Here is a 26,405-nt window from a genome sequence, read left to right on the forward strand (position 1 = left end):
ATCACTGTATTATTTAAATTTTGTTTTTTGATAGTACTCTTAGCCAGAAATATTCAAGGAGCATGGCTCCAAAAAAAAGTGAAGATGACAGAAACTCCGATATCTCTTCAATGTAGCCCGTATAATTTGGATCTTTTGAGTATATCCCCAAAATATCGAAAACAACATTGAATCTATCACAGAGCATTGCCAAAACTTGAAAAATGATTGCTGTAATGAAGCATTTCGCAGCCTTCTTTGAAGAAACCATATTGAAAAGGAAAACAAATGTCATCATAATGCCTCCTGCCGCATAAAGCATTATAATAAGTTTCTCCCCTTCATCGAAAATCCTGTAAAAAAACAATTCCAAACTGCTGCCGGAAACCCAACTGTCAATGATGGCTCCCACTTTTTCGTGGAGTTCGAATTGTTCATCGAAAGCTGCCCAGAGAAGACCTGACGCAATGACAATCCAGAGAAACTTGTATTTTCCCCGGTTGAGGGAAAAACCGGACAGTTCAGAAAAAACCATAACTGCCGCAAAAGATGCGAGAACAAGATCTACAGCCGTAAACCAATTTATAGGGCTTTCATCAGCTGTAATAGTGTAACCAATATGGTGAAAAATAAAATCACTAAAAAGAAATGCAAGCAGCAATACCCAGTAAGCACCAAGGAACATGTAAATTTTTTTTGCAATATTATTATAATGTTCCCGAACAGCTTGATTTGCTGTTTCCATTTCATCATTCCTTTATGCTATTATTTTTTCTGATATACGAATCTTATGGCATTTAGTAATATTTTCACATAACTTTCGCACTAAAACAGGTGAAATATTTAACTGCACTTCTAATTTTTTTTCTGTCGTTGACGCTTCTTTATACCTCAACAGATAGCATAGGTATAACTTGTGATGAGGCTTGGCTTAATGATACGGCTGCTAAGTCATTTGCCTCCTGGATGAAATTTTCACTGGTTTCCGTTTCCGGTGGAGCTTTTTCATCATTCAGAAGCAGAGGAATAGTTGAAAAATATTTTGGTGAACACCTCCACTATCATCCGCCATTTGGCAGGATGATTCACGCCATTTCATGGGGTCTGTTCAAAAACATTATTGGCGACATAAAATCCTTAAGACTCTCTCCCGAAATAATGTTCTCAATAACATGTGCACTTATATTTCTACTCGCTCTCAGGATAACGGATATACCATCAGCCCTCATAGCATCATTGGGGCTTCTTTTTATGCCGCGCATGTTCGGACAGGCGCATATCTTCGCCCTCGACATACCCATAACATTTATGTGGGTATTGACCATCTATTTCTTTATCACAGGTATTGAAAAAAAATATTTCTCTGTTTTATTTGCAATAACACTTGGCTTAGCTTTATGCACAAAAGCTCATGCATTAATGATACCTGTCGCATTATTAGTGTGGATAATCTTCTATCCGGACAAGAAAGCAGCAAAGTTTATCCTTTATGGAGCTCTAATCTCTCCATTTGTTTTTTACCTGTCCAATCCCTGGCTTTGGGTTGATTTCTGGCCCCACCTTGCAGGGTTTTTTGAAGGCATGTCTACACACACAAACGATTTTATTGTAAAAACATTTTATCTCGGTAATACATACGATTCAAATAAAGTCCCATGGCACTATGCTCCTCTAATAACTCTACTTACTATTCCTGCTCCATTAGTAATCCTTATTGTAGCAGGAGCAGGTACAAGCATTTATTATCTTTTAAAAAGAGTAAATTGGAAAAGAATTGATAAAAAGACAGATGCTGAAAAATTTTCTGTTCTATTTTTAATAAATGCTATCCTTCCAATTGCCGCAATTGCGACAGGGATTGGTCCTGCTTATGACGGAGAAAGACTTTTCCTTCCTTCTTTTCCATTCCTTGCAATTCTTTCAGGGGTTGGATTTTATAATTTAAAGAACTTTTTCCTGAAAGGAAGATACAAATTTCTTGCATCCATCGCAGGCGCGGTTATCATAATTTCTTCCGCAATTTCCTTATATAACATCCATCCCTACGAGCTTTCTTATTACAATGCCTTTGCAGGCGGTCTTAAAGGGGCGCAAAAACTTGGTCTTGAAAGCACATACTGGGGTGATCCATTTAACAAAGATGTGCTAAATTTTTTAAATACAAAGCTTAAGCGTTGCAGAATCGCTAACAGGTGCGGATTTTATTCTATCCCATTTGACTATTACCATAAATATGAGATGCTCTCACCTGATGTTGTCTATGATCAAAACGATTATGAATATCTAATAATCAATTTCCGCGAAGGTTTTTTTGACCAGGAAATAAAATTTTACACTGAAAACATAACTCCTATTTTTTCGGCAGGTCCTGGTGGGATACCGCTCATTGCGATATACAGGAATATAGAGAAAGGGAGCCCTAGTGAGCTTTTCAAGAACGTGGACTGGGGAGGAGAGTGGCTGAAAACTGGAACCTCTTTTTATGATGAAAGTGGCACCCCCTTACCAGAACAACATATTTCTTTTACGGAGTATCCTTTTATCAATAATGTCTATCCGGGAAATGCTAAATTAACGACAGCCTCTATCAAGGCAATTTTTAAGGCAGAAAGCAGCGGAACTTACAGATACAAAGTTTATTCGACCGGGAAATTTTCTATCTCAATAGACTCAAAAAAAATCTTTAGAGAGGAATTACCTTCAAACTATTATGAAGTAAAATCTTTCCATATTGAGAAGGGATATCATAATGTGGAAATAACATTTGTGCCAAATTCAAAGGAAAAAAGGTTTTTTGCAGTAATCGCTTCGCCATCCTATTAACCATTCCAGCTAAAACTTAAAAATACAATTTTATTTTTGTTTTACCACGAAATAGTAAAATGTTGCTTTTGAAGGAGCGGGTTTCCATGAGCAGGAAAATAATCCAATATTAAGATTAACACCCGGCTGGAATATCAAACTACCGAGCTCTGCCCAGTCAGTACCATCTTTACTGTAATATGCACTAAAATTTTCTCCATCTTTCACAAGCTTGAAACTAATCGAATCATCAGTATATCCTGGCTCAGTTCCTTTTACGGACTCTTTTCCGGTAATTCTTCTGAAGTTTATGTCTTCATTCTTGGATTTGCATAGAAGCAGAAAATCATTTCTTCCTCTATCATCTGTCCATAAAATTAATCCCCCCTTGTCCGATCCGTTGGATTTAAATTCAAGCTTTACTTCTGCTTCGAAATTCAACGTACCGTTTATTCTTTTGTATAGCAATGGGGCTGTGAAAGTATCGTACCACATATCAGTATTTCCTGGAGCAATGATTATGAGGTTGTCATCTTTTTCAATGAAAATATTAGGATCATTTGAATTCGCCCTCAGCCATGCTTTACTGACAACATCATCATCAAAAGTATCAGTAAGCGCTGCTGGACCTGTCTGGAGTTTTAAATTCTCAATCTGAGAAGCCTCAGAAGGAGGAAGATCAGTAAAGTGAATCGCTCCCTTTGAATCAGTCCATTTATAAATTGCCAAGGCCGGCGATGTTAAGACAAAAAGTAAAATTACAAGAATTATAATATGTTTCATTGCAGGTTTACCTTTCTTTCTGGCAACACTTTGTATATCTTGCAATAAGCATCAGCATAGTCAATCTTAATAGATGGATCCATTTCGACCATTCTTATAAAATTTCCATGCGCATAATCTGTAAAAAGTATTGGAGTCTTGAAGAGTTTTATAAAAACATCCCTGAGATTCCCTTTATAAGTTCCATTATTTATTTCATTCCATATTTTATACATTTTTTTATCATAAAGGTATAAAAAGGCCGGGTCAAGTCCAACAAGATAATGGTTATCAGGATTATAAAAATAAAGTTCCGGATAATCATCCCAGTCAGAGAGATAAACTCCCATTCCGATATCATTTTCAAGCAACCACTGTAAGCCATTTCTGTATCTGTTGTATTCCCTGCGATCTGAAGAAACTTGGGCCATAGCGGATTGTGTTTGAAATAATAATAAAAATAGTATTGCTAACGCAGGAATAGCTATACCAAATTTTGAAGGTGCTTTTTTCTTAAAAACTGTAAATTTTAAAAAATCATCAATGCAATCTCTGAAGGCTAACGATGCAAAGAGCAAAACAAATGGTACTGCAAGCTCAATAAACCTTCTCCATCGCCAGCACATTGCCAGTGACATGACAGAAACTACCAGCATTGATAACGTATCAATTCCCTTCTTTTTTGTGCTTAATGTTATGAAGTAAATAGATATAAGAAACAAAGCAATCAAAGGAAACTGTCCTGTCATAAATTCTTCAGGGGTAAAGGATTTCCACTCTCCGCCCCCCTCCACTTCCCTTAACAACCCTGCTGATGTGGTTTGCAAATAAATAAAATTTATATTTAGCGGAAAAAAAGGGTTTAGAACCAACCCTGTTATAATACCCGCTAAAACGCTCAAGGCGGTTTTATAATCTAACTTCCTGGTAATCCAAAGTTCTGACAATAAAACACCGGCAAAAACAAGAAAAACAGCAGAAAAACCTCCATAAAGCAAAGGATATAAAAAAGACACGATATAAGTGCTTATATATTTTTTTTTAAGCATTAAATACCATATCCATATAAGAACTATCAGAGACGGAACCACTGCCCTTGGAAGCGATAAACGGAAAAGAAAAGTCCCGGAAAGCGATACACAAAGAAGTATCCACATAAATGGTGCCGGGACATTCATCTTAAGAAGTATAACAGCTATAGATAATAGCAGTAGAAAATCAAAAAACAGAGATGAATTTTTAGCTCCAACCATAAGACCTGAATATGTAAAAGGAATAAGCAGTATATGATAAAGAAAATGATGGTCAACGAAAGTCCCTTCTGGAAAACAAATCAATGAAGGACTTGCCGAAAAAATCCCTTTGGTACGCATCTGTTCTGCAATCCTGATGTGATAATAACCATCATAACCAACTATGGACTGCGAAGAATACTGAACTTTATAAAGACAAAATATTGCGAGGAGTAAAGAAAAACCTGTTAGAAGGTATTTATTTCGATTAAGAGTCTCCAACTTTTTTTATTCTTTGTTGTTTTTACTCTGATTCATATTTTTAATAACTTCAGTTGCATCAGATGATAAAGAACTATTGGGAAACCGCTTGATAAGGTCATTAAGTACTTTAACAGCACTTCTGAAATTTTCAGTCTCCCTTGCTCTGTCCTTTCTGGCTTGCGCTATGGCTTCCTTCCTTTCACCTTCAAATTCTTTTACATTATCCCATGAATTGTAAAACTTTTCCAGTGATTCTGCCCTGTTCCCAAACATCTGCGCTGCCTTTCTCCTTTGCTCTGCAAGCCAAAACATCGCCTCCGGAGCTTCCTCAGAACCCGGATATAAAGTCAAAACTTTTTCAACTTCTTTTAATCCTTCTGATTCCTGATGCAAAAAATCTACTTTTATAATTCCTATCTTTAATTGAGCCATGGAATCATATTCTGAATGAAAATCATTATCCATGACTTGCTGAAGCTCATTTACAGCTTTTCCATATTCCTTTGCCAAAAGAAGAAGCATTGCCTTATGATATCTTATGCGGTCTTGAACTTCTCCCTCTTTATGCTTAAGAAAAATAGTATCTATTTCCCGCATAGCTGCCATAAACAAAGTATCGCTTCCACTTAAGCTGTTTCCAGCAAGAAAGTTCGCTACATCTATATCACCTACCATGGTTGAATAATTCTTTTTTATCTCAAATGTTTTCCTAAAAGCTTTGAGAGCTTTAGAAGAATCATCGTTTTTTAGCGAGGAAAAGCCTAACAGATAATAAACTATAGGATCATTAGGGTATTGAGTTGTTAATTTATCAAGCGTTAGAACGGCAAGAGGGTAATTACCAGTGTCTATTGTTTTTTCAATGTTCTCAAGTTCATCGCGGCTTATGCGTGTACATCCTGAGAGCAGGAACATGACAAGTAACAAAAAAAATATTCTTTTCAACTCAGGTTAACCATTTGAATGAATGGTAGTTCCAACTTATTGGGAATCTTAACAAGCTGTTCTCTTTTTTATACCGCAAAATTACTTAACTTCGTGCCAGTTCTTAATGGTAGTAGTGGGTGTAAAAGGAGTTGTGCCCCCGGCATTAGCATTTAAACTACTCGAATTATCATTGCTGTCACTTTCAGCAGAGGCAACACTGAATAAAATAGTCCCACCTACTGTAATCACAGCTGTTGATATTAATAATACCTTAAAAAATTTTAGCATTTTTTTTCTCCTCTATTTATTTCATTACTTAATTTCATGCCAGTTCTTTATAACTGTACTTGGAACATCAATATTGCTTCCTCCGTTTACATTCATATTGGAGCTGACTGCTGACGAATTCTCATCGCTGCTTGAATCTGCAAATGTCATAGTCATTGACAATAACATTGTAGAAATAAAAAGAATTACGGGGATAATAACAATTTTAATAATTTTTAACATGCGAACTCCTCATTTTGAGTTTTCATGATTCTACCATTTATTGTATGAATTTGAAACCCATGTTCCGCTAGTAGATGAAGAAGGGTTTCCCGAAGATCTGGTAAGTGAACTTATATCAACCAGTTCTACTTTGTAAATTTGCCCATTACTTAATGATAACGATGGTGCTCCTGACGTATCGGGTATATAGTCTCCACCGCTTGGAATACACACCGGTTCTTCTCCGGATCCACCGTAGGGTGTGTAGCGATATCCATGCGTGTTGCTGAGACAGAAGGTCTTATTTACAGTGTTCACTTCAGCTTCCCCGACTATCGTCCACCCGGGAGTTGAGATATTGTTATCAATATCCCTATAAATAATGATTGCTTTGTCTGTACTGTCATTGGTACATATGCCGGTTATTTTACTCAAGGCCGGATCTATACCTAAATCATAACCCTGCGCTCCTATCACAACATTATTGCTAGTTATATTATCAATATCAGTAGTAGTACTTGTCGGGTTCTTAAAAGTTTGGAAGAAAAGAAAGTTGTTTTCGAATTTAACCTCTATATCAGCTTCAATTTGTTTAGTAGTAGATATCTCCGATGTAGAGACAAATTGAGATTGCACTTTACGGAATGTTATCGATGTTGGATTTGACCAAAGCCATTGCAGACGGGGAATGGTTATTTTAGAAGAATTTCTCCCCACAGAAATTCTTTTGCAAATACTCCAGGCGGTATCAGCATTACTTGTACTCAAAAGCGTACTTAAACTGCCATTAATATACCATGTTGTATCAACCCAGTTAAGCGGATTCATAATAGTTGTTCTCGGAGACTGCCCTATTGTATAAATCTGTGTATTATTGCCTGTTCCGCTCGACCCTGAGAAATTGCTGACAGCGCTTGTTTTAAGATTCCCTTCTGTAATCTCCATTCCTCCTTCAGCAGTGTAAAGGGCGTCTGTTGATGTTTTTAAATTTCCAGAGATTTTAAGCTCAGTAGATGTAATCATTACTGCACCTAACCCGAGAACGGTTAACATTACCAGTATAAGCATGGCTATAACGAGAACCATACCTCTCTCATTTTTTAATATTTTTGATAATTTTACCATTAATCCGATCCTATATTCCTTAATTTAATATCAGATTCAAGAGTTATTCTGTGATAACGGTCACTATATGTATCCCCGCAGTTATACGTTCCGCTGTCCTTATAATATGGATCCTCTCTCATTGTACGCGCAATAACAAGCACCTTAATCTTCCTTACACTATTTTTCTCTGATGAACTAAGGGCAACTCCCTTATATGGAGTCACACTCCCGAGCAGATTATCGTTTTCATCATAATACTTGAACTCAAGATAGTCAATATCATCAACTACAGGTTGGGCTGAGCCTCCATCAATACTTCTTGTTATCTTATTAGTTGATGTTGATGTGGAGTGAAGATGATTGGAAGGACTTTGCGAGAAAGTAATTGAATGTATGACATGGAGGACTGAGCCTGCCGGAAAATAATCTGTAAGAGGTGTTATAGTGAGACTCCCTACAGCGCTTGCTGATATCATAGTGGAATTCCATTTATAACCGTCAGTTATATAAATAGTGTCTCCTGCTGAAAAACGTCCATAGTAGTAGGAAGAGGAACTGTCGCTGACGGTATTGACAGAAAGCGTTGTTCCCGGCGCAGTATAGTCTGAAACAAGACTCGCACTTACATCATCCATATCAACTTTGAAAGTTATGCTATTCTCCGTTGCAGAAGTTATGGCTTCAATGGCTGATGGGTTACTAACAGTTGGAATACCATAACCCATAGTTCTTAAATCCCTCACCATTGTATCCAATGCAGTCCTTACATTCTGCTGCATCTCGACTATAAGGTCCTGCGAGTTGTATGTTTTTTGCTGACTGGTAAATAAGGAATAGAGAGTAACTAATATTATTGATGCCAATACTACGGAAACCATTATCTCTATAAGAGTAAACCCCTTATATGATTTAGCATTTTTCATTTGAAATTCTCACTCTGCAATGGCTGTGGTAAAGGATATGCTATGTGCGCCGTTGTCCTGCCATGTAATAATAACCTCAACAGTTTTTATTCCGCTCGAAGGAATATTGTTAGCCACATTCCATATCCTGTTATAATATCCACCTGCTTCCCCATTTTCATCAATGCCTTCCTCACTGTGATCAATCGATGTGGTACTGCTAAGATTGAAATTATTTGATGCGTTTGTATCTTCAAGTTCAGAATCGGTAAAAGGCTTATTCTTGAGTTCTTCGATTTTCGTCTGAGCTAAGGCAATTGCAGTGGTAGTCTTTTTGCTCGACACATTGCCCTTTATAACTGTAGTCACAAGACCTGCTATTGAAAGGAGGCCAACCGCCAGTATAACTATGGATACCAATATCTCTATGAAAGTAAAACCATCCTGTCTTTTTCTGTTTACATGTATTTCACTCATAACTATGCCCATTATGTGCTGGGTGTTTTCGTTCATAAATCTACAAACTTAAGACATACAAAGAGTTATACAATATTGACATAAGCTATTTGAAAATTATACATATTTTTTTTTATTAACATCAAAAGAAAATTTAAAGAATAAATTTCATTTTAGCTTAGATATGATAAAAAAATTACTATCAATTTGTAAAATTTACGGTATCGCCATAAAAAATACCTTCGACGATGAAGGCACAACAAAGGCAGCAGCCTTGTCATTCTATGCCTTCTTTTCCCTGTTTCCTCTTATATTGATATTTTTTTCCATACTGGGATTTATCGTAGATTCACCTGATATCAGCAGAAAAGCAGCATTATTCCTCAAGGACTTCTTTCCCGCATCAATATCTTCTATTGAAAGGAGCATAGCCTATTCTATTAACTCAAAACATAAACTGGGAGTTATTGGTTTTTTGATTCTGCTCTCCTCTGCAGTTTATTTTTTCACAGCACTTGAAGAAGCGATAAACAAAGCATGGAAAGTGAAGTCTGAAAGACATTTCATAAGGAAGAAGTTCCTATCCTTTGCAATAATGTTCATAGCAGGTATTATTCTTCTAACCTCTATTTCTTCAATGTCATTTATTTACATGCTAAGCGGTTTCACCATTATACCCGACCTGGTAAATGGAATATTTCCAATGCAAGACTTGATATACGAAATTCTTACATCACTAACGTCATTTCTTCTTTTTTTATCGTTCTATAAATTTCTTCCCAATACTCAAGTAACATTTAGAGAAATACTCCCCGGAACTATGATAACTGCTTTGATGTGGGAAATCCTGCTCAATGGATTTACTTTTTTTATCAGGTCGTTTACTGACTACAAGGTGCTTTACGGCCCGGTGACAACACTTATAACGATATTAAGTTGGATATATGTATCCTGCTTTATAATAATAATCGGAGCGGAGTTTTGTTCTGAATACGCACGTGAAAAGAGGGAAAGATAATGACAATAAAAAGTGTTTTAAAAAAGCTCCATCTGGTTGTCAGCTCCGTCTTCAATTTCAACTGGATATTTACCGGTAAAACAGGCTTTGCAGAAAACTGAGTTATCGCTATCCTTCACTGCAGCCCCAATCGCTTCGACACTCAAATAGGCAAGGGAATCTGCACCTATAAATTTTCTTATCTCTTCAACAGAGTTAAAGGATGCTATAAGCTCCTTTCTGGTAGGTGTATCAATACCGTAGTAGCAGGGATATGAAGTCGGAGGAGAACTTATTCTCATATGTATTTCTTTAGCACCGGCATCACGGATCATCTTGATTATCTTCTGGCTTGTTGTTCCGCGAACTATACTGTCATCAATTATTACAACCCTTTTCCCGTTTATAACATCTTTAACCGGATTAAGTTTCACCTTTACCCCAAAATTCCTTATTGATTGCTCCGGCTCGATGAATGTACGCCCCACGTAGTGGTTCCTTATAAGTCCCTTATCAAAAGGGATTCCTGATTCCTCGGAATAACCTAATGCTGCTACGACTCCCGAGTCCGGAACAGGGATAACAACATCTGCTTTAACAATGTTCTCCCTTGCAAGCTCCCTTCCAAATCTCTTCCGCACACTGTGAACGCTTTGTCCGAAAATATAACTGTCAGGTCTTGCAAAATAAATAAACTCGAATATGCATAGCGATGTTTTTTCAGGAGGAAATGGTTTGAGACTTGTAACCCCATTTTCGTCAACTATGATCATCTCACCCGGTTCAACTTCCCTGACTGAATTTGCACCGATAAGATCCAGTGCACATGTCTCGGAAGCAACCACTGTCGAATTGCCCAGCTTTCCCATAACAAGCGGCCTGAATCCACGGGGATCTCTTATACATATGAGCTGCTTTTCAGCCAGTATGACCAGCGAATAGGAACCCTTAACCTGCGCAAGTGAATCTATTATCCTGTCTACAAGTAATTTCTTTTCCGATTGTGCAATAAGGTGGATTATTACCTCTGTGTCCGAGCTTGAAAGGAAGAGAGCCCCTTTCGATTGTAACATTCCCCTTAGTCCCTTGGCATTCACAAGGTTGCCGTTATGACCGATTGCTATGCTTCCAAAGGAATAGTTGGCATAAAAAGGCTGTACATTTTTTAGCTTGCTGGAACCGGTCGTGGAATAACGGTTATGACCAATTGCTATATAACCTTTTAGTTTTTTCAGCTTCTCCGCCGTGAATATCTCGGCAACAAGTCCGTTCGATTTCGAATGATAAATAATCTCACCGTCAGAGGAGCATATCCCTGCACCTTCCTGTCCTCGGTGTTGGAGTGCATAGAGACCTAAATAGGTGAGGTTAGCTGCTTCCGGGTGGCCGTAGATTCCGAAAATGCCGCAGTTTTCTTCAAATGTATCGCTCTTTATTTTTGACTTACAGATTTTTTTCAAATCCTTTTTCCCAGGCTTGTCTGATTTCCAGTATATCTCTTTCAATTGTATAATATTTTCCTCCGGATAATGCACGGAGTTTGAACCGACCGGATGTTACAGTCCCAAGCACTTTATAATTAATAGAATAATTAATAAGTAATTCAAGCAACTCTTCTTCCTTCTCCTTTGGACAGGCAACTACAACCCTTGATTGTGTTTCCCCGAAAAGAAGGGCATCAACCCTTATGTCATCATCTATCTCCACATCGACTCCCAGCAAAGTTGATGCCGACATGCACATCTCTGCAAGAGCAACAGCAAGCCCCCCGTCAGAGCAATCATGGGCAGAGTTAATCAGACCTTTTCCGATAGAGTCTCTTACTGCATTCTGGAGCCTTTTTTCAGTTTCAAGATCGCAGACAGGAAGCTTTCCAGCCGCAAGTCCATGGATCATTTTAAGATATACACTACCGCCTATCTCTTCCCTGTTTTCTCCAAGCAGGATTATCAGATCATTTTCTTTTTTTAATGCCTGTGTACAGCGGCAATTTATATCATCAATAATTCCAACCATCCCAATTACAGGTGTTGGATAGATACCGTTTCCTGTTGTTTCATTATAAAAGCTCACATTCCCGCTGATAACAGGTGTTCCAAAGGCGTTACACGCCTCTGTTATCCCCCTTATAACCTCAGAGAACTGCCACATGACTTCGGGCCGTTCAGGGTTTGCAAAATTAAGACAATTCGTAATGGCAAGAGGCCGTCCGCCGGAACATGCAATATTTCTTGCGCTTTCAGCGACAGCAATTTTACTCCCCTCGAATGGATCAAGATGGCAATATCTTCCATTCCCATCAAGAGAGACCGCAAGTCCCTTGCCTGTATCTTCAAGCCTTAGCACGGCAGCGTCAGAGCCAGGCAGTATAACCGTATTGGCTTCAACCATATGGTCATACTGCTCATATACCCATCTCCTGCTGCAAAGGTCAGGGCTTGCTATGAGAAGATCGAAAACACTACCTATATCCTGCGGAAGCGGAATGGAGTTAATATCCAGTGTCTGTAGTTTATCCTGTAATGAAGGACGCATAAGCGGTCTGTTATATAGCGGTGCATCATCAGTCAGTGCAGGTACAGGGATATCTGCCACAACCTCGCCATGGTTCTTTACAACAAACCTTCCCGTGTCAGTAACTTTCCCGATAACAGCTGCCTCAAGGTCCCATTTCCTAAGAACGCTCTCAATCTCTTTTTCTTTTCCCTGCTCGCTGACAAGAAGCATCCTCTCCTGCGATTCTGAAAGCATTATTTCATATGGTGTCATTCCAGTCTCGCGCAGAGGGACAAGGCTTAAGTCTATCTCTATGCCGGTATTTGCCCGTGCAGCCATCTCAGATGTCGAGCATGTAAGCCCTGCGGCTCCCATATCCTGAATACCGAGAATAATATTTTTCTCCATCAGTTCAAGACATGCCTCAAGGAGAAGTTTCTCCGTGAAAGGGTCTCCCACCTGTACTGTAGGGCGTCTTTCTTCTGATTCTTCATTGAATTCCTCTGAAGCCATAGTGGCGCCGTGAATCCCGTCTCTTCCTGTCCTTGAGCCTATGTAAATCACTGGATTTCCGATACCGCTTGCCTTCCCGTAGAAAATCATGTCCTTTTTGGCAATCCCCAATGTAAAAGCATTTACAAGAGGATTGTTTTCATAACAATCATCAAAGAAAACTTCTCCGCCAACAGTCGGTATTCCCATGCAATTGCCGTAACCGGCAATCCCGGCAACAACTTCTTCAATGATATAGCGTGTCCTCGGATTGCTCACATTGCCGAACCTGAGAGAATTCATGTTAGCAATGGGTCTTGCTCCCATCGTAAAAATATCGCGGAGGATTCCGCCAACCCCTGTTCCAGCCCCCTGATACGGGGAAATAAAGGAAGGATGATTATGGCTTTCAATCTTAAAAACAGCCACAATGTCATTGCCCAGATCAATTATACCTGCATTTTCCCCCGGTCCCTGTACAACACACTCACCTTTTGTAGGCAAAGTTTTAAGATAGCGCCTTGAGCTCTTGTAACTGCAATGCTCACTCCACATGACCGAGAAAATTCCAAGCTCAGTGTAATTTGGCTTCCTCCCCATGATAGCGCAGATCTTCTCATATTCTTCCACTGTGAGTCCGTGCGAAGCTATCAGCTCTTCTGTTATTACAGATTCTGTCATTTTATTTTAAATGCTCCGTTATTGATTCAAAAATTCCTCTGCCGTCGATTCCGCCAAGCAATTCTTCCGAACATCTTTCGGGGTGAGGCATCATCCCAAGCACCCTTTTATTTGCGCTCACTATGCCGGCTATATTGTTAATCGAACCGTTTGGATTCCCTTCATCGTTTACAACTCCTCCGGAAGTCGAATATCTGAAAACTACCTGCCCGTTATCTTCAATCCTTGCGATAGTTTCGCTGTCTGCAAAGTAGTTGCCGTCAGAATGGGCTATTGGTATGGAGAGCACTTCTCCGGATTTATATTTTTTAGTGAATGGAGTTGCGTTGTTCTCAACCTTCACATTTATATGCTTGCATATGAATTTTAGCGACCGGTTCCGTATCATCGCCCCCGGAAGGAGTCCTGCTTCAAGCAATATCTGGAAGCCGTTGCAAATCCCTATAAGATAGCCGCCGGCAGAGGCAAATTTTTCAACCTCTTCCATTACAGGCGAGAAACGTGCAATGGAGCCGGTCCTCAAATAATCTCCGTAGGAAAAACCGCCCGGAAGAACAATACAGTCAAAGCCTTTGATATCCCTGTCTTTGTGCCAGATGAAGCTTACATCAGCGCCTATGACATCTTTGATAACGCGGAAACAGTCACGGTCACAGTTTGAACCAGGGAATATTATTACTCCAAATTTCATCAATAAATCCCTGATTTCACAGTTTCACGTCAGCAAGTTTCTCAAGCGCATCGAGATATTTTTTACTGGTTTTAAGAATAACGTCTTCCGGAAGCTCGGGTGCAGGTGGAGTTTTATCCCAGTCAAGCGTCAGCAGATAATCTCTTACAAACTGCTTATCAAAACTCTTCTGGGGACGCCCCGGCGCATAGTCATCCATTGGCCAGAAGCGTGAAGAGTCAGGCGTGAGGACTTCGTCGATAATATATATCTGCCCTTTCAGGATACCGAATTCGAATTTTGTATCGGCTATGATTATTCCCCTTTGCTCAGCTATGGAGCAAGCCCTCTTATAAACATTGAGTGTGTATTCTTTTAGCTTCTCCGCGCGCTCGCTCCCTACAATTCCCTTCATCTGTTCGAAGGTAATGTTCTCATCGTGCCCTGCCTCAGCCTTGGTTGAGGGCGTGAAAATAGGCTCCTTCAGCTTTGAGCTTTCAACAAGTCCTGCCCCCAGATTTATCCCTGACACAGTGCCGCCTGTTCTTTTATACTCCTCAAATGCAGAGCCTGAAAGATAACCGCGGACAACGCATTCAACAGGAATCACCTCGGTCTTAAGCACAAGCATACTCCTTCCTCTCAGTGTTTCCTTGTAAGGAGCGCACTCCGGAGGATAGTCTTTTACATCAAAGCTCACAACATGTATCGGGACAACATCTTTTATTTTATCAAACCAGAACTTTGAAAGCGCCGTCAGCACTTTCCCCTTGTAAGGGATACCATTGGGAAGGATAACGTCAAAGGCGGAAAGCCTGTCAGTGGCAACTATGAGGAGCTTATCTCCCAAATCATATATGTCGCGCACCTTCCCCCGTTTTACTAACTTTAGCCCGCTGAAATTCGTCTTACTGACTGTTTCCTTATACAGGTAATTTTCTCCCATGGCGCATCACCCTATTTTAATTTCAAAGTTCTCTATTACAGGATTGGCAAGGAGCTTTTTGCACATAACGTCAACCCTCTGTCTTGCCACCTCAGCATCATTCCCATTAATCTTAAGCTCGATATATTTTCCCACCTTTACTTCTTCGACCTCATTGAATCCAAGGGATGCAAGCGAGCTTTTTACAGCCTTCCCCTGAGGATCGAGTACCCCTTCTTTGAATTTTATAAAGACCTTTACGTTTATCATTTTAATCTCCGCGATATCCCTATCTGAACACTCTTTTGAATATCTTGTCAATATTCCTTGTATGATAACTGTAGTTGAAAACTTTATCAATCTCAGAAGGAGTCATAAATTTCATCACATCCTTGTCTTTAAGGAGATGCTCTTTAAATGTGCCTCCTTCTTTTAACGCCTTCATCGCGTTGCGCTGTACCATCTCATAAGCATCCTCGCGGATGACATCTTTGTCAATGAGCGCAAGGAGTACTCCCTGCGAAAACATTCCGCCGCTTGTCAGCTCAAGGTTCTGCTTCATCTTTTCAGGATATACCAGCAGGTTGTTAAACAGGTTTGTGACCTTGTTTAAAAGATAATCCATAAGGATCGTGCTGTCCGGCATTATTACCCTCTCTACCGACGAGTGGCTTATATCCCTTTCATGCCAGAGCGGAATATTTTCAAGCGCTGCCATTGCATTTCCTCTTATCACCCTCGCAAGACCTGATATCTGTTCGCAGGTTATTGGGTTTCGCTTGTGAGGCATAGCCGACGAACCTTTCTGCCCTTTGGAGAAAAATTCTTCTGCCTCTCCGACCTCTGTACGCTGGAGATGTCTTATCTCGGTTGCAAACTTATCAAGCGAAGACGCTGTAATTGCAAGTGCCGTGAGGTATTCAGCATGCCTGTCTCTCTGCAATATCTGCGTCGATGCAGGAGCAGGCTTTAATCCCAGTTTCGCACAGACATACTTTTCGATATCAGGATTCACATTGGCAAATGTTCCAACTGCACCTGATATTTTTCCATATGATATTGTCTCGCGCGCCTGCTTTAGCCTTCTCAAGTTTCTTGCCATCTCATCGTACCAGACAGCCATTTTAAACCCGAAAGTTATTGGCTCTGCATGCATGCCGTGAGACCGTCCCGGCATTGCTGTCTTCTTATAACGCATTGCCAGTTTCTTTATAGCCTTCATAGTTTCTTTGGCATCGCTTATTATCATGTCCATTGCTTCTCTGAGCTGAAGGGAAAGGCCTGTGTCAAGGATATCAGATGAGGTAAGCCCCATGTGGATGAAACGGGAGTCTTCGCCTACATGTTCTGCCACGTTTGTGAGAAAGGCTATGACATCATGTTTTGTGACCTTCTCTATTTCATCGATCCTTTTAACGTCAAAATCCGCCTTTGCCCGAATGTTCTTAACGGCTGAGGCCGGAACCTTCCCCTTGCGGCTTAAAGCCTCGCAAACAAGGATCTCAATGTCGAGAAACTTCTGAAACTTGTTCCTGTCCTCCCAAATTTTTGCCATCTCAGGGCGTGTATATCTGGGTATCAATGTAATCTCCTTATTTCGTAATCTTTAAAAGATATAAATTTATTTCTTATTAAAGGAACATCTCCCGTCTGATGCTCCGTTTTATTGGACCAAGGCCTGCAAGCGAAAGCTTATCCTTCCTGTAAACCGCCGATACAAAACGTTTGATATCTTCAATGGTTACCGCATCTATGTTTTTCATTATCTCATCAATATCAGAAAATTTTCCAAAAAAAAGTTCCTGTTTTGCAAGCTTTGTCATACGGCTGTTCATGCTTTCAAGGGAAAGGAGGTAGTTCCCCTTCAGATGCTCTTTGGCTATCTTCAGTTCTTTATCCTTTACTCCTTTCACCGCTATATCTTCAAGCTCATCCATTACAAGCTTAACTATCTCCTCAATATTGTCAGGGCTCGCTCCTGCATAAACACCGAAAATCCCGGTATCTGTAAAGGAAGAGTAAAACGAATAAATATTATAAACAAGCCCCCGGTCTTCCCTTATTTTTTGAAAAAGCCTGCTGCTTATACTACCACCGAGAATAAGATTCAAAAGATATTTTGCAAACCTCATCTCGCTTGTCTGACTGACCCCGGGAAAACCCAGGCAGAAATGCGCCTGTTCAAGAGACTTGCGCTTTATAAAAATATCCGGAGTATATTGGGGTTTCTTCCTTGAAGGAGAGTTGTTTTTTTTAACATCATGGACGTTATCAAAACAGAAATAGCGGTTGGAAAAATCAATGAGTTTTTTTTTATTGAAACTTCCTGCTACAGCAAGGATGATCTGTGAAGGCCTGTAAAGACCGGGGAACATTTCCTTTATTGTCTTAGATTTTATGTTGTTTACCGACTTTACTGTTCCCTGGATAGGGTTGCCAAGCAAATGTCCTTTCCAGACTACTTTGAAGAAAAGGTCATAAAGGAATTCATCCGGGAGATCCTCGCACATCTTTATCTCTTCAAGTATAACCCTCTTTTCTTTCTGCACATCATTGTCGTCAAAAAGAGAATTGTGAAGGATATCGGAGAGGAGTTCAAAGACGGTCTCAATGTGGAAATCAGATGCCTGTACAAAAACACCTGTATATTCACGGCTTGTAAAGGCATCGCAGTAACCCCCTATCATATCCAGGGCCACTGCGATATCCTTGGCATTACGGTTCTTCGTACCTTTGAAAAGAAGGTGTTCTATGAAATGGGAAAGCCCGCTGAATTTTTCCGGTTCATCACGGGAACCCTGTTTTACAAATACACCTACTGAAACTGACCTTACATGCGGAACATGCTCTGCAACTAAAGTAACTCCATTCTGAAGAGATTCTTTCAGAAGCATTTTAGTTTACTTTCTTTTCAGTCTCTCCAAGCGCCTCTTTGCGGCTCAAACGAAGCTTCCCGTCCTTGTCGATTTCAAGGAGTTTTACAAGAACCTCGTCCCCTTCATTGAGTACATCTCTCACGCTCTTCACTCTTGTGTTTTCAAGCTGTGATATGTGGACAAGTCCTTCAGTCCCCGGAAGTATTTCAACAAAAGCCCCGAAATCCATAATCTTCTTAACTTTTCCCAGATAAATCTTGCCGACTTCCGGGTCTTCCATCATCCCTTTTATTATATTGACTGCGCTTTCTGCTGCCTGGCTGTCAACGGAAGAGACATTAACCCTGCCGGTGTCATCAACATCAATCTTTGCTTTGGTCCGCTCTATTATGCTTCTTATATTTTTGCCGCCCGGGCCTATGAGTTCGCCGATCCTTGACGGGTTGATGTTTATGGTAAGTATCCTCGGAGCATAAGCTGAGATTGACTCCCTCGGCTTGGAAATGACTTCATCCATCTTGCCAAGTATGTGGAGCCTTCCTGCCTTTGCCTGCTCCAGCGCTGTTTTTACAATATCCTTTGTGACCCCCAATATCTTGATATCCATCTGGAAAGCAGTGATTCCGTTCTTTGTTCCGGCAACTTTGAAATCCATATCACCAAGATGGTCTTCAAGGCCAAGTATGTCGGAGAGTACAACTACCTTTTCCCCTTCCTTTATGAGTCCCATGGCAATACCAGCCACCGCCGCCTTTATGGGAACTCCTGCGTCCATGAGAGAAAGAGAGCCTGAACAAACAGTGGCCATTGATGAAGAGCCGTTTGATTCAAGTATCTCGGAAACAATCCTTAAAGTGTATGGGAATTTATCAGATGACGGTAAAACCTGCTTCAATGCACGTTCCGCCAGGTTCCCATGTCCTATCTCACGCCTTCCGGGTCCAAAGCGGTTGCTCGTTTCATTGACTGAAAATGGAGGAAAATTATAATGCAGCATGAAGGAACGTCTTGATTCCCCTTCAAGTGCATCAATTATCTGTTCATCATCTGAGGTACCCAGCGTCACAACGCTTAATGACTGGGTCTCACCCCTTGTAAACACCGCAGTGCCATGTGTCCTCGGAAGAACTCCGATTTCGCATGTTATCTGCCTTATGTCCTTTGTACCCCTTCCGTCAGCTCTCACTGACTCTTCCACTATCATAGTCCTCAGGCATTCGCTTTCAATCTCACCAAAGTACCGTTCAAAGTGGGATTCTTTTTCTTCATCTATTTCAAGTGCAGCTTTGGCATCAGCTTTTATCTTCTCTACTGCATCCTGCCTTTCAAGCTTTGCTTTTATTCGGCAGGCAGCATTTATTGCGTCCTTGACTTTTGCCCTTACTGCATCTCTGAATTCATGGTCATCTACGATAGTTACAGTTACTTTTTCTTTGCCTGCCTCTTTGCGGAATTCTTCCTGAAGCTCTATTACTTTTTTAAGTGATTCATGGCCATAGAAAACCGCCTCCAGCATGTCAGCTTCAGATATCTCAGACGCTCCGCCTTCAACCATTGTCACTGCTTCTTTTGTACCTGCAACGATGAGATTGATATCGCTCTTTTCCAGCTCCTCGTAGGTCGGATTTATTATAAACTTCCCGTCAATCCTGCCAACCCTCACTGCTGCAACCGGGATGGTAAGCGGGATATTCGAAATAAGGAGCGCTGCCGAAGCGCCAATCACGGAAATAACATCGGGGTCGTTCTTCTGGTCAGTGCAAAGTACGCTCACCATGACCTGGACATCTTTAAAATATCCGTCAGGGAAAAGAGGTCTTAAAGGTCTGTCAATGAGACGGGATGTTAAAATCTCCTTCTCGTTTGGCCTTCCTTCGCGCTTAAAGAACCCGCCCGGTATCTTGCCGGCGGCATAGGTTTTTTCTCTGTAATCAACAGAGAACGGGAGGAAATCCAAGCCCTTCCTGTCTAACTTACTGCTTACTGCTGTAACAAGCACTACTACATCATCCAGGCTTGCCAAGACTGCGCCATCTGCCTGCTTTGCAAGCCTTCCTGTTTCAAGGGAAAGTTTTTTCCCGAAAAAATCAATTTCTTTTTTTATCATTATCAATTAGCCTCTATCAATTAACTTCTATGAGCTTTAAATGCTGGATCTGCTATCTGCGGAGACCTAAATCCTGAATTAGCTTGGAATACCTTGAGACGTCAACGCCTTTGACATAATCAAGGAGTTTCCTGCGCCTGTTTACAAGCTTCAGCAAGCCTCTTCTCGAATGGTGGTCTTTTTCATGGGTCTTGAAGTGCTCTGTGAGGTATGTAATCCTATCAGTAAGGATAGCAACCTGAACCTCCGGCGAACCTGTATCTGTCCCATGCTTTCTGAACTTCCCTATAATTTCGCTTTTCTTTTCTTTTTCTAATGCCACGAACTCTTACCCCCTTTCAATTAATAAACACACGTTTTATTTTAAATACATAACTCTTATCTTCACTCTGGCCATCTGCATCCGGGGCCATACTCTGCCCGATTGCAAGGAGCATTTGTCCTTCACCCTTGATCCTGCAGTAACCCGTATCAAAAAGTGTCCCATTTACCGACACTACGTTTTCCATTGTAACAGAAGCACCATCGCGTACTCTTTTCTCACCGGCATCTGTCACATGCACCTCGGCAAGGCTGCTGAGGATTGAATCAATTTCATGGACGATTCCGGTAAGTATCCCTTTTGCGCCGGCCTCTCTCACCTCATCAATGCGTTTTGAGCCATCTATATCAAAGGCTCCGCTCCTGAGCCTTACAAGTTCTGAGATATGCCCACCGCAACCGAGCATATCCCCTATATCAGAAGCAAGGACACGAATATACGTTCCGGCAGAGCATGTAACATTTATTTTTAAAAAAGGATACTCAAAAGAAAGTATTTCAATTTCTTTTATTTTCACCTCACGAGGCGCTCTTTCAACGACTTTTCCCTCCCTTGCCAGCTTGTAAAGCCTTTTCCCCTTGTGCTTTACCGCTGAGAACATGGGAGGTACCTGCCTGATTGTTCCACTGAACGATTTCACAGCCTTTTGCACATCTTCCAAAGCCGGGGTCTTTTCCCCTTCGTATGTTGCAACAACAGTTCCTTCTGAGTCAAGGGTGTCAGTGCTTATCCCAAGTCGTATCATTGCTGAATATTTCTTCTCACCGTCTTCTATTGATGGCATAAAAGGTATTATCCTTGTTGCCTTTCCGAGAAATACAGGGAGGACTCCCTCGGCAAGCGGGTCAAGGGTGCCGCCATGTCCGCACTTTTTTTCACCGGAGATATTCCTTACCATCTTAACTGCATCAAAGGAAGTTATCCCCTTGTGCTTATAAAGATTTATTATGCCATCCATATTATTTCAGTCTGATTTCAGTTTCCTATAGACTTTAGACACTTCTCCCCTTCAAACGAATTGGTACAAATAAACAAAAACCCCTTACTTGTCAAGGGATAATGACAGGGATGCAGAGCGCAGGTATGTTTAATTGTGCTTCCCTTCATCAAGCACGTTCCTTACCTTCTTTAACAGCTCATTCGGCGACATAGGCTTGAAAATCATCTGAGCGCTGTCTTCGAGCAGCACCTTCTGCCGGACAATGTCGGGCGCATATCCGCTCATGAAGATGATCTTAATATCAGGCTTAATTTTTCGTATCTCGTCGCAAGCCTCTTTGCCGTTCATCTTCGGCATGATAAGGTCTGACAGGATGAGGTGGATTCTGTCTTTGTTCTCCATGAATTTTCTCACCGCATCCTCGCCGTCAACAGCCTCTATGACCGTATAGCCTAATTCTGTCAGCACAGCCTTTGACAGATTCCTCAAGGATTCATCGTCCTCAGCAACAAGAATTGTTTCCGTGCCACCCTCTGAAGCTTCTTCCTGATGCGTTTTAGTCTCTTTCCTTGGTTTCGATGCTATGATGGGCAGGTAAATTCGAAATGTTGTGCCATTGCCGGGCTCGCTGTAAACATTGATGTAGCCATCATGCTCTTTGATAATCCCGTATACCACCGCAAGACCCAAGCCCGTGCCTTTGCCAACTTCCTTGGTCGTAAAGAATGGCTCGAAGATCCGCTTCCGCGTTTCTTCGTCCATCCCTATGCCGGTGTCCGATATTGTTATCAGGGCATATTCGCCCGGTTTGCCGTAGCCATGTGCTGAGATGAAGCCTTGGTTCAGGGTGACCTTTTCTGTTGCAATAGTAAAAGCGCCTCCCTTCGGTATAGCATCACGAGCGTTTGTTGCTAAATTCATCAGCACCTGCTCAAGATGATGGCTGTCTGCGTGGACATGTATCGGTCTCTCTTGCAGGACTGTTTTACATTCTATATCCTCTCCCATGACCCTCTTCAGGAACTTCTCAACCTGTCTAACGACTTCGTTCAGGTTCACGGGGGTTTTATTGCTGATATGTTTCCTGCTGAACAGGAGGATGTCTTTCGTAAGATAGGCTGCCCTGTCCACGCCTTCGAGCATATGTTCGATGTTTAGACGAATGGGATCATCCTTCTCCAATTTCATGAGAGCAATATGACCATATCCTGTAATTGCTGTAAGAATGTTGTTAAAGTCATGAGCGATGCCGCCCGCAAGCTGACCCACTACTTCCATCTTCTGAGATTGGAGATACTGAGCCTCGAGTTTACGTTGCTCGGTGAGGTCCCGGACAGTTGCCTGGAGGAACTGCTTCCCTTCCAGCTCCGTATGCGTGAGGAGTACAGTGGCAGGGAATTCCTCACCATCGCTCCGTTTGTGCGTCCATTCGAAGAAATGGGATCCTTTGAGCATGGCCGTCTCAATCATCTCCTTAGACTTCTCATCAGAAGCGCGGCCATCCGGTTGCCGCTCGGGTGACAAATCCTCAGGCCCATAAGTAATGAATTCCTCATCGTTCTTCACTCTGAACATGCCCACCGTTGCCTGGTTGCATGAGGTAAACTCCCATGAAGGCGGGCCCAAAGTCATTAAGGCGTCGCGGGAGCTTTCGAAGAGAACACGGAACTTCTTATCAATTTCACGCAGATTCGCCTCAGCCTTTTTCCGCTCTGTGATGTCTTTTGCATAATGTACCACTCCCCGCACAACTCCATTTTTATCGAGAAGCGGGAAGCATGCTATGGAAAACCAGCGGTTGAGTCTTGACTCAAACCTCTCTGCTTCGAAAGGTTTTCCCTTCTGCTCTGTATTAATCTTCGGGCAGGCCTCATGAGGTTCATTCTTCCCGTGAAACAACTCGAAACATTTCCTGGAGCGGATCTCATTCTGTGAAGCGCCGAAAACTTTCTCGCAAGACTTGTTTGCAAGGATAATGTTGAAATTTTTGTCATGGATAGTCACGCAGTCGCCTATCGAGTTAAACGTTGTCTGCCATTCCTGCTCCTTCGCCTCAATCACTGCCTTGGCATTTTCAAGTTCCCTGACCTTCTCCTCAAGCTTGGTGGCGACAATATTGCTGTAGCTCCGAAAATATTCATGATCATTATCAATCTGCTCAGCAGGGAACGTCTTTTCTTTCCTGAGGTTACATTCTTTAATAATAGAATTCAGTTTCTCCCATAACTCGTTAAGATCTTTTGGTTTAACAATAAACGCTTCGGCACCGAGGGAAATAGCTAATTCAACCTCCTTATAGCCCGTGTATGTTGCGGAGTAAAAAACAAAGGGGATCGAGCGCAGATTCTCATCAGTTTTTATCGCCCTCAAAAACTGGAAGCCGTCCATCACCGGCATAAGCGCGTCTGAGATTATCAGGTCAGGTTTCTGAGATTTGGCAAGGTCAAGCCCTTCCTGTCCATCCTGTGCCTCTATGACATTTTTACAACCATGATTTTCGAAGTTGTATCTCAATAACTTCCGGTCATCCGCATTATCTTCAACAATAAGGATTTTCAATTCAAATTTCACAAATTCCCCTTTGCAGTTATTTCATATCTTGCTGGATTGATATTCACTAATTTTTACCGGCATCCTGATTGTAAACTTGCTTCCTTCTTCATATATGCTCTCAACAAAAATCTCGCCTCTTAATATTTCTGAAACGAGCTTTTTAGTAAGATATAAACCTAATCCGGTCCCAAGGACTGTTGTCCTTAGAGGTGAATCAAGGCGGATAAAGGACATGAATAATTTGGGGATATCTTCTTTCCTGATGCCGATACCTGTGTCAGTGACAGAGATTTCAACGAAATCAGTGTTAAGTTTTGAGTCCTGAGTTTTGAGCTCGGAGACTTTCCCTTTTTCATTTAGAATTCTGACTTCTGGATTCTGAATTCTTTGTACGGCAATGTGTAAACTTCCCTTCAGTGTAAACTTCACCGCATTACTCACCAGATTCAGGACACTCTGGAAAAGCCTCCTTTTATCTGTATGCATTGGCAGATGAATTGAATCAACTTTAAGTTCGAGATGTTTCTCCCTAATATCTTTTTCCAGCAATTCCACAACCTCAGCTATTACAACATACAGATCAAATTTTTCCAAATGAACGTCGATTTCCCCTGCCTCTATTTTCGATACATCTATAACATCGTTTATTAAGGCAAGAAGGTGTTTCCCTGATCTGGATATTGTTGACAGAAGTTTTTTCTGTTCATCATTCAATGGCCCCTTCCATTCGTTAAGCAAAACGCTCGAAAAGCCAATTACCGAATTCAGCGGCGTCCTGAGCTCGTGGCTCATGGACGCGATGAACATTGATTTAAGGCGGTCAAGTTCCTTGAGTTTCTCATTGGCTGTTGCCAGTTCAGCGGTCCTCGCTTTTACCCTGTCTTCGAGGTTTGCAGCATATTGTGCAGTCTCTTCATACAGGCGTGCATTATCAAGAGCCAAAGTAATCTGCGTAGTTATTGTTTCCAGCAATTTCAAACTTCTTTCCACAGGTTTTTTGTCTGTTCTTGTAAAGACACATAATACACCAAGACATTTCCCTGCCATAATTAGAGGAAAAGCTGCATGGAAGCGAATATCCTCGCCTCTTATTGCCTCTCTGGTCGCAAATCTGAGCACCGATTCACGGTCACGCAAAATCAACGGCTTAAGGTCTCTCGCACACGCACCGCAAAGACAGTCCCCTACTTTTATGGCATTTGTAGTAAGATCCTGTATCGTAGCCTCGGACGTTGCCCTGTGGACGGCAAGCTCAAGTGTTTCATCAGGACCGACAAGGCAGATTGTGCCGCCTTCCAGCCCCGTAATTTGAATGGATTCATCCATAATCTTATTGAGGATTTCTTTGGTGTCAAGGATGGTTGAGCATGCCATAATAATTCGGTTTATTGCAAGAAGCTCTTCATTGACCGTCCTGATTTCTTCCTCCGCCCGCATACGCTCGGTGATCACTTCTGAGAACAATATGATGCCGCCGACTTCGCCCTGAGTTTCATACCAAGGGCGCATTTCCCAGCGCACCCAATCTATTTTTCCGTCCGCACGAAGGAAAGGATCTTCTTCAGATTTTTCAATCGCTCCCGCCAAACAACGTCTGTGGATTTCTCTCCAGCGCTCTGGAATCTCTGGAAACAACTCATAATGTGAGCGACCGATCAGATTCTGGTCGCCCAGGTTATAATCTATGAGAAAGCGGCGGCTTGCCATAATGTATTTCATATCGCGATCGAACATGGCTATCGGTGCCGGAGAATGTTCTACAAAAAGCTGGAGCAATTGCTCGTTTCTCTGCAACGCTTTTTCCACACTCTTGCGCTCGGTGATGTCCTGTGCAGTGCCAGCCATATAGGCTGGTTTATTCTCAGCGTCATATTTCAGCTCGCCTCGACCACTTACAAACCGGATGGTGCCGTCAGGATGAATAGTGCGAAACTCTAATTCGCCGGGCTTTTCTCCTGCCATACAGGCATCTATCCATGTCTGCATCGCAGACTGGTCATCAGGATGGATAAGATTGATGAAGGACGCGGCATTCAGAGTAAACGTTTCCGGCGAAACTCCGTAAATCCGATACATCTCATCTGACCACAATATCCGTCCTCTCATATCGTAGAACCAACTGCCAATATGGGCAATCCTTTGTGATTCAGACAGGAGATGCTCTTTTTCAAGTAGCGCCGTCTCCATCCGCTTGCGCTTAGTGATATCCACATTCTTTTTTTTATGCGTATTCATTTCATCAGCGCTCATGCACTGCTCCATTTATTTCATTGATACGGCAAAATACTTTTGTTGCTCATTGTTTTTATTTTGTTTGGCATTGTTACTCTAAAAACCAAAAGAGGTGCTTCATCATGAAGCTCCTCTTTCTTTATCGCATTATTGATTTTCAGATAATGGGTTAAAGCTGTCTGTCTGTCTGTCTG

Annotated in this window: 22 protein-coding genes; 3 read left to right on the top strand and 19 right to left on the bottom strand. The window is 41.5% G+C overall.

Annotated elements, in window-relative coordinates:
- Positions 1-13 precede the first annotated feature (13 nt).
- On the bottom strand, positions 14-724 hold the full coding sequence (locus tag HZA77_02355) for a hypothetical protein (GenBank protein ID MBI5374246.1): 711 nt from the start codon (positions 722-724) through the stop codon (positions 14-16).
- An 89-nt stretch (positions 725-813) separates the two neighbouring features.
- On the opposite strand from HZA77_02355, the gene HZA77_02360 reads away from it, so the two are divergent.
- Positions 814-2,802: a glycosyltransferase family 39 protein gene (locus HZA77_02360; protein ID MBI5374247.1), complete on the top strand. Its 1,989-nt coding sequence runs from the start codon at positions 814-816 to the stop codon at positions 2,800-2,802.
- A 30-nt stretch (positions 2,803-2,832) separates the two neighbouring features.
- On the opposite strand, the gene HZA77_02365 is transcribed toward HZA77_02360, so the two are convergent.
- Genes HZA77_02365 through bamD form a run of 3 tightly spaced genes read right to left on the bottom strand, consistent with a single transcriptional unit; the run spans position 2,833 to position 5,984 of the window.
- Positions 2,833-3,564, bottom strand: a complete 732-nt coding sequence (locus HZA77_02365; protein MBI5374248.1) for a DUF1349 domain-containing protein — start codon at positions 3,562-3,564, stop codon at positions 2,833-2,835.
- Positions 3,561-5,057 carry a hypothetical protein gene (locus HZA77_02370; GenBank protein ID MBI5374249.1) on the bottom strand — a complete coding sequence of 499 codons (1,497 nt, stop codon included), beginning with the start codon at positions 5,055-5,057 and terminating at the stop codon, positions 3,561-3,563. Before HZA77_02370 ends, HZA77_02365 begins: the two co-directional genes overlap by 4 nt.
- Before the next feature lie 6 nt (positions 5,058-5,063).
- Complete coding sequence (bamD, locus tag HZA77_02375; protein ID MBI5374250.1) at positions 5,064-5,984, bottom strand: outer membrane protein assembly factor BamD; 921 nt, start codon at positions 5,982-5,984, stop codon at positions 5,064-5,066.
- Between the two features lie 106 nt (positions 5,985-6,090).
- Between bamD and HZA77_02380 the strand changes: the two genes are divergently transcribed.
- Positions 6,091-6,504, top strand: a complete 414-nt coding sequence (locus tag HZA77_02380; GenBank protein ID MBI5374251.1) for a hypothetical protein — start codon at positions 6,091-6,093, stop codon at positions 6,502-6,504.
- Positions 6,505-6,506: 2 nt separating this feature from the next.
- On the opposite strand, the gene HZA77_02385 is transcribed toward HZA77_02380, so the two are convergent.
- Genes HZA77_02385 through HZA77_02395 form a run of 3 tightly spaced genes read right to left on the bottom strand, consistent with a single transcriptional unit; the run spans position 6,507 to position 8,941 of the window.
- The gene (locus HZA77_02385; protein ID MBI5374252.1) at positions 6,507-7,580 is read right to left on the bottom strand and encodes a pilus assembly PilX N-terminal domain-containing protein; all 1,074 of its coding nucleotides are present in this window, start codon (positions 7,578-7,580) and stop codon (positions 6,507-6,509) included.
- Positions 7,580-8,485, bottom strand: a complete 906-nt coding sequence (locus tag HZA77_02390) for a prepilin-type N-terminal cleavage/methylation domain-containing protein (GenBank protein ID MBI5374253.1) — start codon at positions 8,483-8,485, stop codon at positions 7,580-7,582. The genes HZA77_02385 and HZA77_02390 overlap by 1 nt, the downstream gene beginning before the upstream one ends.
- 9 nt (positions 8,486-8,494) lie before the next feature.
- Complete coding sequence (locus HZA77_02395; GenBank protein MBI5374254.1) at positions 8,495-8,941, bottom strand: prepilin-type N-terminal cleavage/methylation domain-containing protein; 447 nt, start codon at positions 8,939-8,941, stop codon at positions 8,495-8,497.
- Between the two features lie 163 nt (positions 8,942-9,104).
- Between HZA77_02395 and HZA77_02400 the strand changes: the two genes are divergently transcribed.
- Positions 9,105-9,938, top strand: coding sequence for a YihY/virulence factor BrkB family protein (locus HZA77_02400; protein MBI5374255.1), 834 nt, complete (start codon positions 9,105-9,107; stop codon positions 9,936-9,938).
- 17 nt (positions 9,939-9,955) lie between these two features.
- Here HZA77_02400 and HZA77_02405 read toward each other — a convergent pair whose 3' ends face one another.
- The 12 genes from HZA77_02405 to HZA77_02460 form a co-directional block, all read right to left on the bottom strand.
- Positions 9,956-11,368 carry an amidophosphoribosyltransferase gene (locus HZA77_02405; protein ID MBI5374256.1) on the bottom strand — a complete coding sequence of 471 codons (1,413 nt, stop codon included), beginning with the start codon at positions 11,366-11,368 and terminating at the stop codon, positions 9,956-9,958.
- Positions 11,361-13,586, bottom strand: coding sequence for a phosphoribosylformylglycinamidine synthase subunit PurL (gene purL, locus HZA77_02410; GenBank protein MBI5374257.1), 2,226 nt, complete (start codon positions 13,584-13,586; stop codon positions 11,361-11,363). The genes HZA77_02405 and purL overlap by 8 nt, the downstream gene beginning before the upstream one ends.
- Position 13,587: 1 nt before the next feature.
- Positions 13,588-14,277: a phosphoribosylformylglycinamidine synthase subunit PurQ gene (gene purQ / locus HZA77_02415; GenBank protein ID MBI5374258.1), complete on the bottom strand. Its 690-nt coding sequence runs from the start codon at positions 14,275-14,277 to the stop codon at positions 13,588-13,590.
- 16 nt (positions 14,278-14,293) lie between these two features.
- Positions 14,294-15,202 (bottom strand): phosphoribosylaminoimidazolesuccinocarboxamide synthase, encoded by a 909-nt coding sequence (locus tag HZA77_02420; protein ID MBI5374259.1) that lies wholly within the window; start codon positions 15,200-15,202, stop codon positions 14,294-14,296.
- A 6-nt stretch (positions 15,203-15,208) separates the two neighbouring features.
- Positions 15,209-15,451 (bottom strand): phosphoribosylformylglycinamidine synthase subunit PurS, encoded by a 243-nt coding sequence (gene purS, locus HZA77_02425; protein MBI5374260.1) that lies wholly within the window; start codon positions 15,449-15,451, stop codon positions 15,209-15,211.
- Positions 15,452-15,470: 19 nt separating this feature from the next.
- On the bottom strand, positions 15,471-16,763 hold the full coding sequence (locus HZA77_02430) for an adenylosuccinate lyase (GenBank protein ID MBI5374261.1): 1,293 nt from the start codon (positions 16,761-16,763) through the stop codon (positions 15,471-15,473).
- A gap of 49 nt (positions 16,764-16,812) precedes the next feature.
- On the bottom strand, positions 16,813-18,075 hold the full coding sequence (locus HZA77_02435; GenBank protein MBI5374262.1) for an insulinase family protein: 1,263 nt from the start codon (positions 18,073-18,075) through the stop codon (positions 16,813-16,815).
- Position 18,076: 1 nt separating this feature from the next.
- Complete coding sequence (gene pnp, locus HZA77_02440; GenBank protein MBI5374263.1) at positions 18,077-20,164, bottom strand: polyribonucleotide nucleotidyltransferase; 2,088 nt, start codon at positions 20,162-20,164, stop codon at positions 18,077-18,079.
- Positions 20,165-20,216: 52 nt separating this feature from the next.
- Positions 20,217-20,486: a 30S ribosomal protein S15 gene (gene rpsO, locus HZA77_02445; protein ID MBI5374264.1), complete on the bottom strand. Its 270-nt coding sequence runs from the start codon at positions 20,484-20,486 to the stop codon at positions 20,217-20,219.
- Positions 20,487-20,502: 16 nt separating this feature from the next.
- Entirely contained in the window at positions 20,503-21,444 is a 942-nt protein-coding gene (gene truB / locus HZA77_02450) for a tRNA pseudouridine(55) synthase TruB (protein ID MBI5374265.1), read from the bottom strand.
- 129 nt (positions 21,445-21,573) lie between these two features.
- Entirely contained in the window at positions 21,574-23,997 is a 2,424-nt protein-coding gene (locus HZA77_02455; GenBank protein MBI5374266.1) for a response regulator, read from the bottom strand.
- Between the two features lie 21 nt (positions 23,998-24,018).
- Positions 24,019-26,229, bottom strand: a complete 2,211-nt coding sequence (locus HZA77_02460) for a PAS domain S-box protein (protein MBI5374267.1) — start codon at positions 26,227-26,229, stop codon at positions 24,019-24,021.
- Between the last annotated feature and the right edge of the window lie 176 nt (positions 26,230-26,405).

The organism is Candidatus Schekmanbacteria bacterium (genome assembly GCA_016219965.1).
Classification (GTDB): domain Bacteria; phylum Schekmanbacteria; class GWA2-38-11; order GWA2-38-11; family J061; genus JACRJM01.

What these genes read in the sequence shown, in the direction of transcription:
- HZA77_02355 (MBI5374246.1), bottom strand. Translation starts at nt 724, where the DNA reads ATGGAAACAGCAAATCAAGCTGTTCGGGAACATTATAATAATATTGCA.
- HZA77_02365 (MBI5374248.1), bottom strand. Translation starts at nt 3,564, where the DNA reads ATGAAACATATTATAATTCTTGTAATTTTACTTTTTGTCTTAACATCG.
- HZA77_02380 (MBI5374251.1), top strand. Translation starts at nt 6,091, where the DNA reads ATGGTAGTAGTGGGTGTAAAAGGAGTTGTGCCCCCGGCATTAGCATTT.
- HZA77_02385 (MBI5374252.1), bottom strand. Translation starts at nt 7,580, where the DNA reads ATGGTAAAATTATCAAAAATATTAAAAAATGAGAGAGGTATGGTTCTC.
- HZA77_02390 (MBI5374253.1), bottom strand. Translation starts at nt 8,485, where the DNA reads ATGAAAAATGCTAAATCATATAAGGGGTTTACTCTTATAGAGATAATG.
- HZA77_02395 (MBI5374254.1), bottom strand. Translation starts at nt 8,941, where the DNA reads ATGAGTGAAATACATGTAAACAGAAAAAGACAGGATGGTTTTACTTTC.
- HZA77_02400 (MBI5374255.1), top strand. Translation starts at nt 9,105, where the DNA reads ATGATAAAAAAATTACTATCAATTTGTAAAATTTACGGTATCGCCATA.
- purL (MBI5374257.1), bottom strand. Translation starts at nt 13,586, where the DNA reads ATGACAGAATCTGTAATAACAGAAGAGCTGATAGCTTCGCACGGACTC.
- purQ (MBI5374258.1), bottom strand. Translation starts at nt 14,277, where the DNA reads ATGAAATTTGGAGTAATAATATTCCCTGGTTCAAACTGTGACCGTGAC.
- HZA77_02420 (MBI5374259.1), bottom strand. Translation starts at nt 15,202, where the DNA reads ATGGGAGAAAATTACCTGTATAAGGAAACAGTCAGTAAGACGAATTTC.
- purS (MBI5374260.1), bottom strand. Translation starts at nt 15,451, where the DNA reads ATGATAAACGTAAAGGTCTTTATAAAATTCAAAGAAGGGGTACTCGAT.
- HZA77_02435 (MBI5374262.1), bottom strand. Translation starts at nt 18,075, where the DNA reads ATGCTTCTGAAAGAATCTCTTCAGAATGGAGTTACTTTAGTTGCAGAG.
- pnp (MBI5374263.1), bottom strand. Translation starts at nt 20,164, where the DNA reads ATGATAAAAAAAGAAATTGATTTTTTCGGGAAAAAACTTTCCCTTGAA.
- truB (MBI5374265.1), bottom strand. Translation starts at nt 21,444, where the DNA reads ATGGATGGCATAATAAATCTTTATAAGCACAAGGGGATAACTTCCTTT.
- HZA77_02460 (MBI5374267.1), bottom strand. Translation starts at nt 26,229, where the DNA reads ATGAGCGCTGATGAAATGAATACGCATAAAAAAAAGAATGTGGATATC.